The sequence below is a fragment of the Lysobacter sp. cf310 genome, assembly GCF_900114355.1.
GTDB lineage: Bacteria > Pseudomonadota > Gammaproteobacteria > Xanthomonadales > Xanthomonadaceae > Lysobacter.
The window spans coordinates 72,152-87,415 of record NZ_FOSS01000004.1 but is presented as its reverse complement, the minus strand read 5'-3'; the positions used below and the strand labels follow the sequence as shown (position 1 = coordinate 87,415).

The 15,264-nt window shown below is 68.9% G+C and carries 17 protein-coding genes and 1 pseudogene; 5 read left to right on the top strand and 13 right to left on the bottom strand.

All coding sequences use genetic code 11. From position 1 onward, the window contains the following. Positions 1 to 25: 25 nt before the first annotated feature. The 4 genes from BMZ45_RS14895 to aroE all read right to left on the bottom strand — a co-directional run bounded on the left by BMZ45_RS14895 (position 26) and on the right by aroE (position 1,957). A complete protein-coding gene (locus tag BMZ45_RS14895; RefSeq protein WP_175489133.1) occupies positions 26 to 313 on the bottom strand; it encodes a YkgJ family cysteine cluster protein in 288 nt (95 codons plus the stop codon). Between the two features lie 5 nt (positions 314 to 318). Then, on the bottom strand, positions 319 to 663 hold the full coding sequence (locus BMZ45_RS14890; protein ID WP_091637340.1) for a DUF952 domain-containing protein: 345 nt from the start codon (positions 661 to 663) through the stop codon (positions 319 to 321). A 33-nt stretch (positions 664 to 696) separates the two neighbouring features. After that, a complete protein-coding gene (locus tag BMZ45_RS14885; protein ID WP_091637339.1) occupies positions 697 to 1,044 on the bottom strand; it encodes a hypothetical protein in 348 nt (115 codons plus the stop codon). 67 nt (positions 1,045 to 1,111) lie between these two features. Continuing rightward, a complete protein-coding gene (aroE, locus tag BMZ45_RS14880) occupies positions 1,112 to 1,957 on the bottom strand; it encodes a shikimate dehydrogenase (protein WP_091637338.1) in 846 nt (281 codons plus the stop codon). A 50-nt stretch (positions 1,958 to 2,007) separates the two neighbouring features. Between aroE and BMZ45_RS14875 the strand changes: the two genes are divergently transcribed. The 3 genes from BMZ45_RS14875 to BMZ45_RS14870 all read left to right on the top strand — a co-directional run bounded on the left by BMZ45_RS14875 (position 2,008) and on the right by BMZ45_RS14870 (position 4,525). Further along, positions 2,008 to 2,922 (top strand): TolB family protein, encoded by a 915-nt coding sequence (locus BMZ45_RS14875; protein WP_217643212.1) that lies wholly within the window; start codon positions 2,008 to 2,010, stop codon positions 2,920 to 2,922. 21 nt (positions 2,923 to 2,943) lie between these two features. Beyond that, positions 2,944 to 3,777 (top strand): hypothetical protein, encoded by an 834-nt coding sequence (locus tag BMZ45_RS21305; protein WP_139215528.1) that lies wholly within the window; start codon positions 2,944 to 2,946, stop codon positions 3,775 to 3,777. Between the two features lie 457 nt (positions 3,778 to 4,234). After that, entirely contained in the window at positions 4,235 to 4,525 is a 291-nt protein-coding gene (locus BMZ45_RS14870; RefSeq protein WP_091637337.1) for a hypothetical protein, read from the top strand. 87 nt (positions 4,526 to 4,612) lie between these two features. Here BMZ45_RS14870 and hemB read toward each other — a convergent pair whose 3' ends face one another. The 8 genes and pseudogenes from hemB to BMZ45_RS14830 form a co-directional block, all read right to left on the bottom strand. Then, positions 4,613 to 5,605 (bottom strand): porphobilinogen synthase, encoded by a 993-nt coding sequence (gene hemB, locus BMZ45_RS14865; protein ID WP_091637336.1) that lies wholly within the window; start codon positions 5,603 to 5,605, stop codon positions 4,613 to 4,615. A gap of 459 nt (positions 5,606 to 6,064) precedes the next feature. After that, positions 6,065 to 6,904 (bottom strand): annotated as a pseudogene (cysA, locus tag BMZ45_RS14860) (sulfate ABC transporter ATP-binding protein); the annotation flags it as partial. Positions 6,905 to 7,049: 145 nt separating this feature from the next. Then, the gene (cysW, locus tag BMZ45_RS14855; RefSeq protein ID WP_091637334.1) at positions 7,050 to 7,901 is read right to left on the bottom strand and encodes a sulfate ABC transporter permease subunit CysW; all 852 of its coding nucleotides are present in this window, start codon (positions 7,899 to 7,901) and stop codon (positions 7,050 to 7,052) included. Further along, positions 7,891 to 8,760: a sulfate ABC transporter permease subunit CysT gene (gene cysT, locus BMZ45_RS14850; protein WP_057160106.1), complete on the bottom strand. Its 870-nt coding sequence runs from the start codon at positions 8,758 to 8,760 to the stop codon at positions 7,891 to 7,893. Before cysT ends, cysW begins: the two co-directional genes overlap by 11 nt. Positions 8,761 to 8,922: 162 nt before the next feature. Further along, a complete protein-coding gene (locus BMZ45_RS14845; protein WP_091637333.1) occupies positions 8,923 to 9,927 on the bottom strand; it encodes a sulfate ABC transporter substrate-binding protein in 1,005 nt (334 codons plus the stop codon). Positions 9,928 to 9,983: 56 nt separating this feature from the next. Continuing rightward, the gene (locus BMZ45_RS14840; protein ID WP_091637332.1) at positions 9,984 to 11,444 is read right to left on the bottom strand and encodes an OprO/OprP family phosphate-selective porin; all 1,461 of its coding nucleotides are present in this window, start codon (positions 11,442 to 11,444) and stop codon (positions 9,984 to 9,986) included. Between the two features lie 139 nt (positions 11,445 to 11,583). Then, positions 11,584 to 11,802 (bottom strand): DUF2292 domain-containing protein, encoded by a 219-nt coding sequence (locus BMZ45_RS14835; protein WP_091637331.1) that lies wholly within the window; start codon positions 11,800 to 11,802, stop codon positions 11,584 to 11,586. Then, the gene (locus tag BMZ45_RS14830; protein WP_217643211.1) at positions 11,799 to 12,233 is read right to left on the bottom strand and encodes an RrF2 family transcriptional regulator; all 435 of its coding nucleotides are present in this window, start codon (positions 12,231 to 12,233) and stop codon (positions 11,799 to 11,801) included. Before BMZ45_RS14830 ends, BMZ45_RS14835 begins: the two co-directional genes overlap by 4 nt. A gap of 115 nt (positions 12,234 to 12,348) precedes the next feature. Here BMZ45_RS14830 and BMZ45_RS14825 point away from each other — a divergent pair, with 115 nt between their 5' ends. Both BMZ45_RS14825 and BMZ45_RS14820 read left to right on the top strand, forming a co-directional pair. Then, positions 12,349 to 13,188: an ABC transporter permease gene (locus tag BMZ45_RS14825; protein WP_091637329.1), complete on the top strand. Its 840-nt coding sequence runs from the start codon at positions 12,349 to 12,351 to the stop codon at positions 13,186 to 13,188. Continuing rightward, positions 13,185 to 14,747 carry a dipeptide ABC transporter ATP-binding protein gene (locus tag BMZ45_RS14820; protein ID WP_091637328.1) on the top strand — a complete coding sequence of 521 codons (1,563 nt, stop codon included), beginning with the start codon at positions 13,185 to 13,187 and terminating at the stop codon, positions 14,745 to 14,747. The genes BMZ45_RS14825 and BMZ45_RS14820 overlap by 4 nt, the downstream gene beginning before the upstream one ends. Positions 14,748 to 14,891: 144 nt before the next feature. On the opposite strand, the gene BMZ45_RS14815 is transcribed toward BMZ45_RS14820, so the two are convergent. Beyond that, on the bottom strand, positions 14,892 to 15,140 hold the full coding sequence (locus tag BMZ45_RS14815; RefSeq protein ID WP_091637327.1) for a hypothetical protein: 249 nt from the start codon (positions 15,138 to 15,140) through the stop codon (positions 14,892 to 14,894). Between the last annotated feature and the right edge of the window lie 124 nt (positions 15,141 to 15,264).

The window sequence follows — 15,264 nt, the reverse complement described above, 5'->3', positions numbered from 1 at the left end:
AATCCGGGTGGAGTTCGATCGCGACTTACGGCGCTCCCACAGCAGGCGGCGACGCCGCGTCGGGCTGGGTGGCACGCTCCAGGGCCGACAGCAGCGCCATCGCTTCGCTGCGACTGGCGCCGCACATGTCGGCCGACGGCCGCAGCGAGGCGCAGAACGCGGGCCGTTCGGGCCGGCCGAACAAACGGCAGCGCAGCTGATCGTCCAACTGCACGCAGGGCATGCCGGCGGGTTTGCCGTGCGGCATGCCGGGAATGGGCGAGGCGATCGAGGGCGCGGTGCAGCAGGCCGCGCAGCCGCTGCGGCAGCTCAGCGCGCTCACTGCGGCGCCTGGAACGGTTCGGCCGCGCGCACCGCCGTCAGCGGGATCGGCCCGTAGACATGCGGATAAGCTTCGCCGCTGCGAGGGCTGAGGTCGTAGCGCAAGGCGTCGCCGAGCGCGAACGCATCGAGGTGCAAGAGGACCAAAGCGCCGCGTCCGCGCTGATGGCGTTCGATCACGCCCGCCAGTTGCGCGGCGGTAGCGCAGTGCAGGAAGCCTTCGCGCTGCAGGCCTGGATTGCGGTACGCGCCGGTGTCCTGCGCGCGCGCCCAATCGGCCGGATCGGCGAAGTGGTAGACGGTGTGCGGACGCGTCGCGTCGTGGTGGCTGGGGTTCGACATGGCTTCAATCGGATGCGGCGTGTTCGGCCGCGCTCAGGCCGCCCGCGTCGGCCGCCGCACCAGGATCGCGGCGATCAGCAGCCCCATCGCGATCGTGTGCAGCAAGGTGGCGAACGCACTGAACATGCCCATGCTCATCGCGATGGAGGCCGCCGAGGGATCGCCGTTCTGGCGCATCCACAACAGCCAGGCATGGCCGCCCAAGCCCAGCAGCGAGCCGAAGATGAACAAGCCGAAGCCCGCGCTGGCGTAGGTGCCGGCCGCGCCCAACGCGGGGCGACGCATCAGGCACAGCACCAGGCCGACCGTGCACACCAGCAGATGCGGCGTGGCGTACAGCACGGGGCCCAGCAGCATGGCGAACAGAGCGTTGGAATCCATGGTCGTTCCCGTTGCGTGCTCGCACGTCGACACGGCCGCGCCGCGGCCGCACGCCGTGCGCGGCGGATCAGTCGGCGGTGACCAGGGCGTCGTCGCGTTCGCGCAGGGCCGCGTATACGGCGTCGGTTTCCGGACGCACGCGATGCCAGCGCTCGAAGCTCTCCGCGGCCTGTTCGACCAGCATGCCCAGGCCGTCGATGCGGTCGTGCGCGCCGGCCGCCTTGGCCCAGGCCAGGAACGGGATCGCGACTTCGCCGTAGCTCAGGTCCACCGCCGCGGTGCGCGGCGTGACCAGGCCCATCGACAGCGTGGGCAGCTCCGCATCGCGCGCGGCCGAGGTCGCGTTGACGATCAGGTCGAACGCGCCCAGCGCCATCGCGTCCTTGAGATAACGCGGATGCACGCGGCCGGGCTGGCCCAGCGCGTCGGCCAGGGCGTCGGCGCGCTCCGGGGTGCGGTTGACGATGTAGAGGTCGCCGATGCCGGCGTCGAGCAGGGCCGGTGCCACGCCGCGCGCGGCGCCGCCGGCGCCGATCAGCAGGGTGCGGCGTTCGCGCAGGTCCAGGCCGTGACGCTCGGTGAGGTCGCGCACCAGGCCGACGCCGTCGGTGTTGTCGCCTTCCCAGCCGGTGGCGCTGCGGATCAGGGTGTTGGCGGCGCCGGCACGGCGCGCGCGTTCGCTGAGATGGGTGCAGATGCCGGCCGCACGGGTCTTGTGCGGCAGGGTGATGTTGGCGCCCAGCCCGCCTTCGGCGGCGAACTCGGCCAGCAAGGCGTCGAACTGCTCCGGCGCGGCGTCGATGGCGACGTATTCCAAGGCGATCCCGAGCTGGCGTCCGAATGCGGCGTGGATCCGCGGCGACAGCGAGTGCGCCACCGGGTGGCCGATCACCGCAAAACGTGGAATGGACATGGGCAGCCTCGTTGGTGATGCTGATGGGGAATATTCAAGGGAGACGCACTATGCGGCGCGCCGCGGCCTGGTCTGGCCTCAGTCTACTCTCCGGCCTGCTGCTGGCCATGCCCGCGTCGGGCTTTCTGTCGGAGTTCGGCATCGAGGGCATGGGGGTGGTGTCCACCCCTCACTCCGAGGTGCGCGCTAGCGTGAGCGCCGACGGGAAGCGCATCGTCTGGGGCAGCACCGACCGCCCCGGCGGCGCGGGCGGCTGGGACCTGTGGCAGGCCAGCCTGAAACAGGGGCGCTGGCAGGACCCGGCACCGCTGTCCGTGAACACCGGCGCCAAGGAATTCGACCCGGCCTTCAGCGCCGACGGCCGCTGGCTGTACTTCTTCTCCAATCGCCCCGGCGGCCGCGGCGGCGACGATCTGTACCGCGCGCCGCTGCTCGCCGACGGCGGCTTCGGACCGGTCGAACATCTGGGCGCGGGCGTGAACGGTCGCGGCGACGAATGGGCGCCCACGCCCAGCCGCGACGGCCGTCACCTGCTGTTCGCCAGCAACAGCTTCGGCGGCGCCGGCCGCCACGACCTGTTCGTCGCGACCTGGAACGGCAAGGCCTATGTCGATCCCAAGCCGGTGGCGGGCGTGAACACCGCCGCCGACGAATTCGACGCGGCCTGGCTGGGCGACGGTCGCGCGATCGTGTTCGCGCGCTCGCAAGACGCGGAGCAGCAGCCGATCCGGCTCTACCTGGCCCAGTGCGACGGCGCGAAGTACGCCGCCGCCACGCCGCTGGCGCTGTCGTTCAACGGCGAGGACGGCACCACCCTGGGCCCGGCGATCGACTGGAACAAGCCCGGCGAGCTGCTGGTCACCGGCAGCGCCAAATCGCCCAAGGCCGGCAAGCTGGACCTCTATCGCATGAAGGCGCCGGCGGCGACGGGACAGGACGGTTGCATAGAGAGTGCCGTGCGCTGAAGGGCCTAGGAGGTCAGCCGAATGGAAACCCTACTTGACTGGATCGCAGCCGTTCCTGACGTAATTTGGTCAGGAGTAATCGCTTCCGTTATCACTCTTGGTGGCGTGATGCTCTCCAATTGGAGCAACACTCGTCGCTTAGTTAGACAGCTTGGCCATGATGCGAATGAGAAACAAAAAGATCGCAACGCAGTACTGCGCCGAGAAGTCTATTTGACGGCCGTCGAGGAGTTCGTAAGGGCCAGTCACAAGATGGGGACTTTGTCTCAAATTGATCCGACAAAGAGCAATTTTTCCGAAGGATTCCAGGACTTCTTTGTGGTTGCAGCAAAGCTTCAGTTGGTCTCAAATGCGAGCACGGCTCGTTTGGTGGGAGAGCTAGTAACAACCTACGGCGAAGTTTTATTAGAGATGATTGGGATAGTTCAGCCTATTCACGATGTTCAAGCCGACATAGCTATCGCTGACGAGGCGTATGCTCGATATGTCGAAGAATCCAGGCGGGTACTCACTGCCATAACGCAATTCAGGGAGTCTGCTAGGACAGAATCCGCTGTGTATGAGGCTCTGCAGCGCTCCTTTGAGTTCAGCCAAGAACAGGCAAATAAGCATTCGCAAGCACGTCTTACATTGAGAGATCAACAAACGGCAATGCACTTTGAGTTGACGAAGAGCCTGATGCCGATATTGAAGCGAATTGCAGAGGTTCAAGCTCCTGTAATGGTGGCTATACGACAGGAGCTTGATCTGGATGGAGATGTTGGTGATTTTAGGCGACAGGCCGCCGACAATATTTTGCGCATGGACTCAGCAATGAATGCAGCGGTTCAGAAGATGGAGCAGGCGAACAACTAAGCAGCGTCGAGCTGTTTCGAGTGATGTCGGTAGCCAGCACATTGCATGTCAATCGCTGAGTCGGACAGGATGCGGTCGACGCGGGAAGCCTTTGATCGAGATCAACGATTCGCGCCGCTAGCGGTGAGAAGAGGGCCGCGTTGCATTCGCTGCGCCTCTCGACCAGATATATTGACTTTGGTGCGATGCAGTGGTTCGGTTCACCATTAGTTCACCGCATCCTGCGAAGCCATGACAGACATAGTTTTCCGAGATCGGCGATCCGAATGTTATCGATAAGGGTTTGCAAGCAATTGCTAGAAACACCTGTTTTTAAAGTGTTTCGATGAATTATCGATAAATTCCGTCGGTCTGTTCCGAGTCGCCGGGCATCCGAAAGCCCGTGACAGCGCGCAACGCGGCTTGCTTATCTGCGCGAGCTACATGACGTAGCGAAAAAAAGGAATTCACCATGCGTATGGATCGCAAAGTCAGTCTGCTGCTTTCTTCGTTGTTGTTGGTCGTTGCCTTGCCGCTCAATGCCACGCAGGTCGGCGGGCCGCGCCCGCCGCTGGAACCGCCGGTCGTGCTCGACGAAGGCGTGTGGGAAGCCACGGTAACCTGGATGCAATGGAACAGAAGTACCGGCGGTTACGTCCAAATGTTCTCGCATATCAGCGCACCGACGCGAGAGGGTTGCGAAGCGCAACTCAGCAATCTGGATCCCAGCAACACCATCGTGCAGTTCTGCACGTTCAGGGCGTACTGATGCAAGCGGTCGCGAGGCTCGACGAGCCTCGCGACCGTCACCGTAGGACGCGGTGAGCGCAGCGAACCGCATCGCGGTCCGCGCCGGTTACTTCGCCTCGCGCAACCAGCGCGCCGCATCCAGCGCGAAGTAGGTGAGGATGCCGTCGGCGCCGGCGCGCTTGATCGAGGTCAGCGCTTCCAGCACGCAGCCGCGCTCGTCCAGCCAGCCGTTCTGGATCGCCGCGCGCAGCATCGCGTACTCGCCGCTGACCTGATAGACGAAGGTCGGCGCGCCGAACTCGTCCTTGGCGCGGCGCACGATGTCCAGGTAGGGCATGCCCGGCTTGACCATGATCATGTCGGCGCCTTCGTCGAGGTCGAGCGCGATCTCGCGCATGGCTTCGTCGCTGTTGGCCGGGTCCATCTGGTAGGTGTACTTGTTGCCCTTGCCCAGCGCGCCCGCGCTGCCGACGGCGTCGCGGAACGGGCCGTAGAAGCTGGACGCGTACTTGGCGCTGTAGGCCATGATGCGGGTGTGGATGTGGCCCTCGAGCTCCAGCGCTTCGCGGATCCGGCCGATGCGGCCGTCCATCATGTCGCTGGGCGCGACCACGTCGGCGCCGGCGACCGCATGCGACAGCGCCTGCTTGACCAGGGCCTCCACGGTCTCGTCGTTCATGACGTAACCGCTGTCGTCGATCAGCCCGTCCTGGCCATGAGTGGTGTAAGGGTCCAGGGCGACGTCGGTGATCACGCCCAGTTCCGGGAAGCGCTGCTTGAGCGCACGCACCGCGCGCTGGCACAGGCCGTCGTCGCGCCAGGCATCCTCGGCGGTCAGCGACTTGGCGTCCGGCGCGGTGACCGGGAACAGGGCCAGGGCCGGCACGCGCAGTTCGCTGGCCTGTTCGGCCACGCGTAGCAGCTCGTCGATCGACAGCCGCTCGATGCCGGGCATCGAAGCGACCGCGGCGCGGCCCTGCAATTCGTGCACGAACACCGGATAGATCAGGTCGTTCGCGGTGAGGACCGTCTCGCGCATCAGGCGGCGCGAGAACTCGTCGCGGCGCATCCGCCGCGGGCGTACGTAGGGATAGCTCATGGGCCTAGTTTACTCCCGGCCGCGCGTGCGTCGCGCGCTGGAGGGGCGGGTGGGACGTTTTGTCATACCGGAGCAACGGCAGGGCGGGATGGCGCTTTCAGCCCCTCTCGCGCTTGCGCGGTGAGGGGCGCCGCAGGCGCGCAACTCCGACCTCGACCGCTGCCCTCATCCGCCCTTCGGGCACCTCCGCGCTGCACTCCTTCGGTCGCCGCACGCGGGAGTGGGAGCGGCCTGGAGAGAAGGGATAGAGGCGGCTTACGCCGGATACACCCGATACCGCAGCGGCTGCACCCCGACCGTTCCGCCGATCGTCGGCACCACCGCATCCGGCGTCGCCACCAGGTCCAGTTCCAGCGCGCGCGCCTGACCGTCCAGCTGCAGCTCCACGGTGATGCGGTCGGCCAGGCGGTGCAGCGCCAGCACGCGTGCGGACAGTCCGTCGCCGGCGGCGGTCAGGGCCAGGTCGTGCGGACGCAGATACAGCTTGGCCGCGCCGTCGGCGACGCCGTCGGCCGGCAGGCGCAGGGCGTGGCCGTCGATCCCGAACTGGCCGCGCTCGACCCGGCCTTCCAGGGTGTTGGCGCGACCGATGAAATCGAACACGTAGGCCGATGCCGGCTCGCGATAGATCTGCTCCGGCGTGCCGACCTGCTCGATGCGGCCGTCGCGCAGCACGACGACGCGGTCGGCCAGCTCCAGCGCCTCTTCCTGATCGTGGGTGACGAACAGCGTGGTCTGCCCGGTCTGCTCGTGCAGACGCCGCAGCCAGCGCCGCAGCTCGACCCGGACCTTGGCGTCGAGCGCGCCGAAGGGCTCGTCCAGCAGCAGCACGGTGGGATCGATCGCGAGCGCGCGCGCCAGCGCGACGCGCTGCTTCTGACCGCCCGACAGCTGCTCGGGATAGCGGCCGCCGAGCTCCGGCAACTGGATCAGGCTCAACAGCTCCTGCACCCGGCGCGCGATCGTGGCTTTGTCGGGGCGCCGCTTGCGCGGGCGGCTGCGCAGGCCGAAGGCGATGTTCTCGGCCACGGTCATGTGCTTGAACAGCGCGTAATGCTGGAACACGAAGCCGACGTTGCGCTCGCGCAGGCTCAGCCGCGTCGCGTCCTCGTCGCCGAACAGCAGCCGGCCGCTGTCGGGATGCAGGAGGCCCGCGATCACGCGCAGCAGGGTGGTTTTGCCGGAGCCCGAGGGACCCAGCAAGGCGACCAGCTCGCCCGACGCGATGTCGAGGTCGACCGCGTCCAGCGCGGCGACGTTCGCGTACTGCTTGCCGATGCCCTGGATGTGCAGGTCCATGCCCTTGCCCTGAACCGTTCTGCGGCCATCATGACGCAAGGCCGGTGAAGGCACGACCTCGACCGGCAAGGCCGCGTCCAGGTCCGCCGGACGCCACAGCGCGGGATCGTTCGCTCTTGCCTGGTTTGTAGCGATGAGATTCATATCAATGCCGCCTGTGTGATTGCGCCAGGGCGTCGCCGTGACGCGCTTCCAGCCAGAACTTGATCACCAGCGTGACCAGGGCCAGGCCGGCCAGCAGCGACGCGGCCGCGAAGGCCGCGGTGCTGTCGAATTCGTTGTAGAGGATCTCGATGTGCAGCGGCAGGGTGTTGGTCAGGCCGCGAATATGGCCGGACACCACCGACACCGCGCCGAACTCGCCCATCGCGCGCGCGCCGCACAGCAGCACGCCGTACAGCAGGCCCCATTTGATGTTGGGCAGGGTCACGCGGCGGAACATGGTCCAGGCGCCGGCGCCCAGCGAGCGCGCGGCCAGTTCCTCGTCGGCGCCCTGCTGCTGCATCAGCGGGATCAGCTCGCGCACCACGAAGGGGAAGGTGATGAACAGCGTCGCCAGCACGATGCCGGGGCGCGCGAACAGGATCTTGATGTCGTACTGCGCCAGCAGCTCGGCGAACCAGCCGTGCGAGCCGAACAGCAGCACCAGGCACAGGCCCGCCACCACCGGCGAGACCGCGAACGGCAGATCGATCAGGGCCAGCAGCACGCGCTTGCCGGCGAACTCGAAACGGGTGACCGCCCAGGCGGTGAACACGCCGAACACCGCGTTGAGCGGAATCACGATCGCGGCGGTGAACAAGGTCAGCTTGAGCGCGGCGACCGCGTCGGGTTCCTTGAGCGCGGCGAACCACACCCCGACGCCCTTGGCGAAGGCCGCGCCCAGCACCATCAGCAAGGGCATCACCACCAGCAGCGCCATCACCAGCACCGCCGACACGATCAGCAGCCAGCGCAGCCACGCCGGTTCCTGCAGGTCGTCGCGCTCACGGGCCATGGCGGCGCTCCCGGCGTTCGTGCGCGAACAGCGACGGAATCGCGTTGATCGCCAGCAGGCAGACGAAGGACGCCGCCAGCAGCAGCGCGGCGATCGCGATCGCGCCGTTGTAGTCGTATTCCTCCAGCCGGATCGTGATCAGCAGCGGCGCGATTTCGGTCTTGTAGGGCAGGTTGCCGGCGATGAAGATCACCGAGCCGTACTCGCCCAGCCCGCGCGCGAACGCGAGCGAGAAGCCGGTCAGCAGCGCCGGCAGCAGCTCGGGCAGGATCACCCGGCGCAGCGTGGTCAGGCGCGAAGCGCCCAGCGAGGCGGCGGCTTCCTCCTGTTCGCGCCCCAGCGCTTCCAGCACCGGTTGCACCGTGCGCACCGCGAACGGCAGGCCGATGAACACCAGCGCGATCACGATGCCGGCCGGCGCGTAGGCGATCTTGAACCCGGCCGGTTCCAGCCAGCGCCCGACCCAGCCGTTGGAGGAATAGATCGCGGTCAGGGCGATGCCGGCCACCGCGGTCGGCAGCGCGAACGGCAGATCGACCAGGGCGTCGAGCAGGCGCCGGCCCGGGAAGCGGTAACGCACCAGCACCCAGGCGATCAGCGCGCCGGCGAACAAGGCCAGCACCGAGGCCGCGAACGCGGCGCCGAAACTGAGCTTGAGCGCGGCCTGCACGCGCGGATCCTGCACCGCGCGCAACCAGCCCTCCGCGCCCAGCCCGGCGGCGCGGATGGTCAGCGCCGCCAGCGGCAGCAGCACCACCAGGCTCAGCCAGGCCAGGCCCAGGCCGATGCTGAGGCCGAAGCCCGGCAGGGGGCGTCGCCAGCGCGAGGCGGTTAGGGGTGGGAGGGCGATGGTGCTCATGGGGTCGGGTTGCTGGCTCCGTTTTCGTATGCGCTTGTGCGCGCTGGCTTACTTGTCATTCCCGCGAAGCGCTTACGTGGAATGACGGTGACGAGGGTTCGATCGTCTTGGGCGCATCGCCACGCCCGGCGATTCGATCGAACCCCTGCCACCGCCCAAAACTCACTTCGGCTGATAAATCCGATCGAAGAACCCGCCGTCGGCGAAATGCTCCGCCTGCGCCTTCTTCCAACCGCCGAAGGCGCCGTCGATCGTCACCTGCTTGACCTGGGCGAACTGGCTCAGCTCGGCGGCCGGCACCTTGTCCGGCTCGGCCGGGCGGTAGTGGTGCTTGGCGGCCAGGCGCTGGCCTTGCGGCGTGTAGAGGAAACGCAGATAGGCCTCGGCCTGCTTGCGGGTGCCGTGCTTGGCCACGTTCTTGTCGACCCAGGCCACCGGCGGTTCGGCCTTGATGCTCAGGCTGGGCACGACGATCTCGTACTTGCCGCGGTTGCCGGGCTCGTCCAGGGTCAGCAGGGCTTCGTTCTCCCAGGCCAGCAGCACGTCGCCGATGCCGCGCTCGACGAAGGTGGTGGTGGAGCCGCGCGCGCCAGTGTCCAGCACGGGCACGTTCTTGAACAAACGGGTGAGGTAGTCGACGACCTTGCCGCCGTCGCGGTACTGCTGCGAGGCCCAGGCCCAGGCCGCGAGGTAGTTCCAACGCGCGCCGCCGGAGGTCTTGGGGTTGGGCGTGATCACCGCCACGCCCGGCTTGACCAGGTCGCCCCAGTCGCGCACGCCCTTGGGATTGCCCTTGCGCACCAGGAACACGATGGTCGAGGTGTAGGGCGAGCTCTGGTGCGGCAAGCGCGACTGCCAGTTGCTCGGCAGCAGCTTGCCGTTGGTGGCGATGGCGTCGATGTCGGCGGCCAGCGCCAGGGTGACCACGTCGGCTTCCAGGCCGTCGATCACCGAGCGCGCCTGCTTGCCGGAGCCGCCGTGCGAGGCGCGGATCTTCAGGGTTTCGCCGGTCTCTTGTTTCCACTGCGCGGCGAAGGCGGTGTTGACCTCGGCGTAGAACTCGCGAGTCGGATCGTAGGAGACGTTGAGCAGTTCCACGTCCTTGGCCACGGCCGAGCCGGTGACCAGGGACAGGGCGACGACGAGGGAGGAGAGTAGGGTTTTCATGTGGGGATCTCTTTGCGTCGTGACGGGCGCGGTCTAGGCGCCGGTGAGGAGCATGCTCAGAAGGAGAATTGCGCCCGCGTGAAGAAAGCCTTTTCGTCTTCGCGATCGGCGCCGGCCGGCGCGCCGCCCTCGAAGTCGGTCTGGGTGTAGTTGGCGACCAGCTTGAAGTTGCTGGTCAGGTACCAGTTCAGACCCAGGCCCCAGCTGCTGGCCTCGGACGCGACCGCGCCCGGATCGGCGTAGCGCGGGAAGGCGTCGTCGTCGATGTCCAGACGGCCGTAGCGCGCGACCAGTTCGAACGCGCCCCAACCGTCGCCCCCGGGCGTGAACGGCTGGCTGGGCTTGACCACGCCCTTGTAGCTGGCGTCCTCGCCGGTGAGCACCCAGCCGGCGGTGAGCTGCCAGGCGTCGTGATCGAGCGCGGCGCGCGCGCCGCTGGCCGGCAGCAGTAGTTCCTGGCGCGAGCGGATGTATTCGCCGAGCAGGCCCAGGCGGTTGCGGTAGTAATAAGCCTGCGGCGACCAGCGCGTGTGCTCGCCGTCGGCGACCACGGTGCTGCGGTAGTTGAAGAACTGCGCCTGCCCGGGCGTGCGGTAGCGCGGCAGGAAATTGTTGCCGGTGCCGCGCTTGTCGCCCTGACTGGCGCCGACGCCGAAGCCCAGGCCGGACAGGACGCCGCCGCTGTTCTTCCACGGCTCCACGAACACGCGGCCGATCAGTTCGAACTCGTTGTCGGGATTGGTGGTGGCGCCGTCGCGGCCGTCGGGCGCGCCGTTGAAGGCGCCCACCGCGTAGCTGACCGCGCCGTCGGCGAATTCGCCCTGCAGCTGCACGCCCAGATCGCGCACCGGCGCGAGCTCGCTGGCGAAGCCGCCCTCGACCATCGCGCCGGCGCTGCTGGACTGCAGGCGCTCCAGGCCCAGCGGCACCTTGTAGCGGCCCACGCGCACGGTCGCGCGCGGGCTGAAGCGCACGTCGACATAGGCGTCGTTGACGGTGGCGCTGTCGCCGGCCAACTGGGCGCCGAGGCGGAACGCGAACAGCGAGCCCCAGGTGCCTTCGATGGTGGGCTCGACGCGGCGGAACAGGAAGGTGTCGTTCTGCGGCACGCGCTGGTCGTCGATGAAGAAGCGGCCGTCGGCCTGGATGAGGCCGCGGAACTTGATCTCCAGATCGCCGGGCGGCGCCGATTTCACCGACAGGCCCTTGGCCGCGCTCAACGTCACCACGGGCGTGGAGGCCACGCGCGCGCTTTCGGCTTCGGCCTGCAGTTCCAGCTTGCGCTCGATCACGCGCAGGCGCTGGTCGAGGTCGGCCGGATCGACCGCGGCGGTGCCGGCGTCGGTGGGCGCGGTGCCCAGGCGTTGTTCGATCGCCTGCAGGCGGCGCGCCAGGTCTTCGACGCTGACGCCGGAGGACTGCGCCTGCGCGGGCAGGGCCAGCGCGCAGGCCAGCGCGCCCAGCAGGCGGGCGGGGGAGGCGGTCGCGGTGCCAGCTCGCCGATGTCGATGGGGCATGGCGGGTTCCTTGGAATGAGTAGGTGGGAGAGAGAGTAGGGCGTGCGCGGCGGAGGGCCTCAATCCGTCGAAGCCGGAAGCGGGCGTCGACAACGCGAGCCTCGGCAGCGGCGCGCGTACCGGCGCGAACGCGGGGCGCTCACAGCGGCCGGCCCCGCGGCTCTTCCACGCGCACGCGCTCGCTGCGCGTGATCTGCACGATCTGCGAGCCGTGCACCACCACTTCCACCTGACCGTAACCGATCTCGCGCAGCGCGGTCAGCACCGCGAACTCGCTGTCGCTGAGGTTGACGATGTTGACCGCGGGTTCGAACTCGGGCGCGGACGCTGCGCGCGATTTGCGCCGGGCCGCGTTCATGCCGCGTCTCCGGTCAGCAGCGCGGCGCCCTGGCCGCGCGCGAGCTCGCCCAGGCTGCAACCGTCCAGCACCCGCGACAGGGCGTCGCGCGCTTCGCGCATCAGCGCGCGCAGTTCGCACTGCGCCGGGTCCGGGCAATCGGCGCAGGCGCGGTAGGCGCTGACGCTGGCGCAGCGCACCGGCGCCAGCGGCCCGTCGATGGCGCGGATCAGGTCGCCCACGCGGATCTGCTCGGCCGGGCGTGCGAGCGCATGCCCGCCCTTCTGGCCGCGGCGGCTGTGGATGAAACCGGCCTCGCGCAGGTCGACCAGGATCGATTCCAGGAATTTTTCCGGCGTGCGGCTGTGTTCGGCGATCGCCCGGGCTTGCAGCCGGCCGTCGTCGGCGCGCGCCAGCGCGCACATCGCGCGCAGTGCGTATTTCGCCTTCATCGTCAGCATTTCCTATTCGCCATGTAGGGAATAAGGCCGCAAAGGCCGCCACGACGGAAAAGGCGATGCGTCATCTGCATATGCCCAGGCGGCATGTGCCCGTTAGGATGCGCGCATGCGATCCCTGCGACCCCTCCCGCCCGTGGCCCGCGCCTGCCTGATCGCGCTGGCGGTGCTGGCCGCGCTGTGCTGGCTGGGTCCCTGGCTCAGCGCCTACGACCCGCATACGCCCGATTGGGAGGCCCTGTCGGTCGCGCCCGGCACGGCCGGGCACTGGTTCGGCACCGACGCGATCGGCCGCGACGTGTACGCGCGCACCCTGGCCGGCGGGCGTCTGTCGCTGACCATCGGCCTGCTCGCCAGCGTGGTCGCGCTGGCGATCGGGCTGGGCTATGGCGCCATCGCCGGGCTCGCCGGCGGCCGCGTCGAGCGCGCGCTGCTGCGCGTGCTCGACGTGTTCTCGGCGCTGCCCTTCCTGCTGGTGGTGATCCTGCTGCTGACCCTGTTCGAGCGCTCATTGGGCCTGCTGCTGGCCGCGATCGGCGGCTATGTCTGGATCGACCTGGCGCGGGTGATGCGCGCCGAGGCCGCGCGCCTGCGCGAGGCGCCGTTCGTGCTGGCCGCCCAGGCCGCCGGCGCCGCGTTCGGCCAGCGCCTGCGCTGGCACGTGCTGCCCAACCTGCTGCCGCTGGCCTTCGTCTATCTGGGCCTGATCCTGCCGCAGGCGATCCTGGTCGAGAGCTTCCTGGGCTTCCTCGGCCTGTCGGTGGACGAACCCTCGGCCAGTTGGGGCACCTTGCTGTCGGAGGGCGTACAGGAGCTCGACAGCGCGCCCTGGACCCTGCTGTTCCCGGCCGGTTTTCTGGTCGCGACCCTGGCCACCTTCCAGTTCCTCGGCGACGGCCTGCGCGACTGGCTGGACGTGCGCGGCGACCACGAGGCCGCGGCCGCATGAGCGCGACCCTGGCGCTGCAGGCGCTGACCGTGGACACCGGCGCGCGTCGCCTGCTCGGCCCCCTGGATCTGGAGTTGCAGGCCGGCGCCTGCCTGGGCGTGGTCGGCGAAAGCGGCAGCGGCAAGAGCCTGAGCGCGCTGTCGTTGCTGGGCCTGCTGCCGCCGGGTCTGCGCGGCGAAGGCCGGCTGAGCGTGGACGGCGAGACGGTCGCGCTGGGTTCGCGCGCGCATGCGGCGCTGCGCGGGCGCGTGCTGGCCTGGGTGCCGCAGGATCCGTTGGCCGCCCTGCATCCGCTGCGCAGCGTCGGCAGCCAGCTGCTGGAAACGCTGCGACTGGTGCGCGGCCTGGCGCGCGACGCCGCCCAGGACGAGGCGCGCAGCCTGCTGACGCGCGTGCAGCTGCCCGATCCGGACGCGGCGTTGCGCCGTTATCCGCATCAGTTCTCCGGCGGCCAACGCCAGCGCATCGCGATCGCGTTGGCGCTGGCGACGCGGCCCCGGCTGTTGATCGCCGACGAGCCGACCTCGGCCCTGGATGCGCGCATCGCGCGCGAGATCCTGGATCTGCTCGACACGCTGCGGCGCGAGGACGGCCTGGCCTTGCTGCTGATCAGCCACGACCTGCCGCTGGTCGGCGCCTACGCGCAGCGCCTGGTGGTGCTGCAACGCGGGCAGGCGGTGGAGCGCGGCGATACCGCGGCGGTGTTCGCCTCGCCGCAGCACGCCTATACCCGCGAGCTGCTGGCCGCCGATGCGATCGCGCCCGCACCGGCCGACCCCTTGGCCGCGGATGCGCCGGTGTTGCTGCGCGGCGAGGGCCTGGGCATGCGGTATCCGCGCGCGCCGCGCCCCGCCTTGGACGCGGTGTCGATCGAGCTGCGTCGCGGCGAGGGTCTGGCCCTGGTCGGCGAAAGCGGCAGCGGCAAGAGCACGCTGGGTCGCGTCTTGTTGCGGCTCTTGCGCGGTGCGCAGGGCCGCGTGCTGCTGGACGGCATCGATCTGAACGCCGCGTCGCCGCGCGCCTTGCGTCGGCTGCGCGCGCGCACCGGCGTGGTGTTCCAGGACCCCTACGCCTCGTTGGATCCGCGCATGCGCGTGGCCGAGATCGTCGCCGAGCCGCTGCGCATCCATGCGCGCGGCGACGCGGCCGCGCGCCGCGCGCGTGCCGGCGAGTTGTTGCAGGCGGTCGGGCTGGAGGCGGCGATGTTGGATCGCTACCCCCACCAGTTCTCCGGCGGCCAACGCCAGCGCATCGCGATCGCGCGCGCGCTGGCGACCGATCCCGAGCTGCTGGTCTGCGACGAAGCGGTGTCGGCGCTGGACGCGCACCATCGCGGCGCGATCCTGGCCCTGCTGGCCGCGCTCAAGCGCGAGCGCGGCCTGGCGCTGTTGTTCGTGACCCACGACCTGGCCGCGGCGGCCGCGGTGGCCGAGCGCATCGCCGTGCTCGAGGCCGGACGCATCGTCGAAACCGGCGCGACCGCCGAGGTGCTGCGCGCGCCCAAGCATGCGCATACACAGGCGTTGCTGGCGGCGCGGCCGAAGACGGCTGTGGGGTAGGAGCGGCGTAAGCCGCGACCGCGCTCCTTCGGCTACGACGTGGTCGCGGCTTACGCCGCTCCTACCCCAAAGCTGAAGCCGTCGCGGCATCGCACAGGGCGGCTGCGAAACCACCCTGTGCGGATCACGGTGCTACGTGCGAACTCAGATAATGCCGCCGCCCATCGACAGGCGGATCACGCCGACCACGATCACGATGGCGTTCAGCACCAGGCCGGCCTTGGCGCGGCCGCGGTTCTGCTCGCGCGTGAACAGGATGCCGATCGCGGCGATGATGGCGCCGACCGCCGCGAACGGGATCAGCAGCCAGTTGCCCCAGCCCAGCAGCGGAATCAGGGCGATCACCATCCAGATCATCGCGAGGATGCCCCAAATCAGGCTGATCAATCCCATCGTGCGTTCTCCCATGCGGGCGCGGATGCGCTCCAGCCCATGATGCTGCCGGATCGCCGGGATTCAAGAGCTGGAGGGGGTGTCTTTCGACACCCCTGGCCGGCCTGGACAGCGGCGGTGGCGG

What these genes read in the sequence shown, in the direction of transcription:
- cysT (WP_057160106.1), bottom strand. Translation starts at nt 8,760, where the DNA reads ATGAGCACCATCGCCCTCCCACCCCTAACCGCCTCGCGCTGGCGACGC.
- cysW (WP_091637334.1), bottom strand. Translation starts at nt 7,901, where the DNA reads ATGGCCCGTGAGCGCGACGACCTGCAGGAACCGGCGTGGCTGCGCTGG.
- BMZ45_RS14845 (WP_091637333.1), bottom strand. Translation starts at nt 9,927, where the DNA reads ATGAAAACCCTACTCTCCTCCCTCGTCGTCGCCCTGTCCCTGGTCACC.
- BMZ45_RS21305 (WP_139215528.1), top strand. Translation starts at nt 2,944, where the DNA reads ATGGAAACCCTACTTGACTGGATCGCAGCCGTTCCTGACGTAATTTGG.
- BMZ45_RS14820 (WP_091637328.1), top strand. Translation starts at nt 13,185, where the DNA reads ATGAGCGCGACCCTGGCGCTGCAGGCGCTGACCGTGGACACCGGCGCG.
- BMZ45_RS14835 (WP_091637331.1), bottom strand. Translation starts at nt 11,802, where the DNA reads ATGAACGCGGCCCGGCGCAAATCGCGCGCAGCGTCCGCGCCCGAGTTC.
- BMZ45_RS14825 (WP_091637329.1), top strand. Translation starts at nt 12,349, where the DNA reads ATGCGATCCCTGCGACCCCTCCCGCCCGTGGCCCGCGCCTGCCTGATC.
- BMZ45_RS14885 (WP_091637339.1), bottom strand. Translation starts at nt 1,044, where the DNA reads ATGGATTCCAACGCTCTGTTCGCCATGCTGCTGGGCCCCGTGCTGTAC.
- BMZ45_RS14815 (WP_091637327.1), bottom strand. Translation starts at nt 15,140, where the DNA reads ATGGGATTGATCAGCCTGATTTGGGGCATCCTCGCGATGATCTGGATG.
- BMZ45_RS14840 (WP_091637332.1), bottom strand. Translation starts at nt 11,444, where the DNA reads ATGCCCCATCGACATCGGCGAGCTGGCACCGCGACCGCCTCCCCCGCC.
- BMZ45_RS14870 (WP_091637337.1), top strand. Translation starts at nt 4,235, where the DNA reads ATGGATCGCAAAGTCAGTCTGCTGCTTTCTTCGTTGTTGTTGGTCGTT.
- BMZ45_RS14875 (WP_217643212.1), top strand. Translation starts at nt 2,008, where the DNA reads ATGCGGCGCGCCGCGGCCTGGTCTGGCCTCAGTCTACTCTCCGGCCTG.
- hemB (WP_091637336.1), bottom strand. Translation starts at nt 5,605, where the DNA reads ATGAGCTATCCCTACGTACGCCCGCGGCGGATGCGCCGCGACGAGTTC.
- BMZ45_RS14890 (WP_091637340.1), bottom strand. Translation starts at nt 663, where the DNA reads ATGTCGAACCCCAGCCACCACGACGCGACGCGTCCGCACACCGTCTAC.
- BMZ45_RS14830 (WP_217643211.1), bottom strand. Translation starts at nt 12,233, where the DNA reads ATGAAGGCGAAATACGCACTGCGCGCGATGTGCGCGCTGGCGCGCGCC.
- aroE (WP_091637338.1), bottom strand. Translation starts at nt 1,957, where the DNA reads ATGTCCATTCCACGTTTTGCGGTGATCGGCCACCCGGTGGCGCACTCG.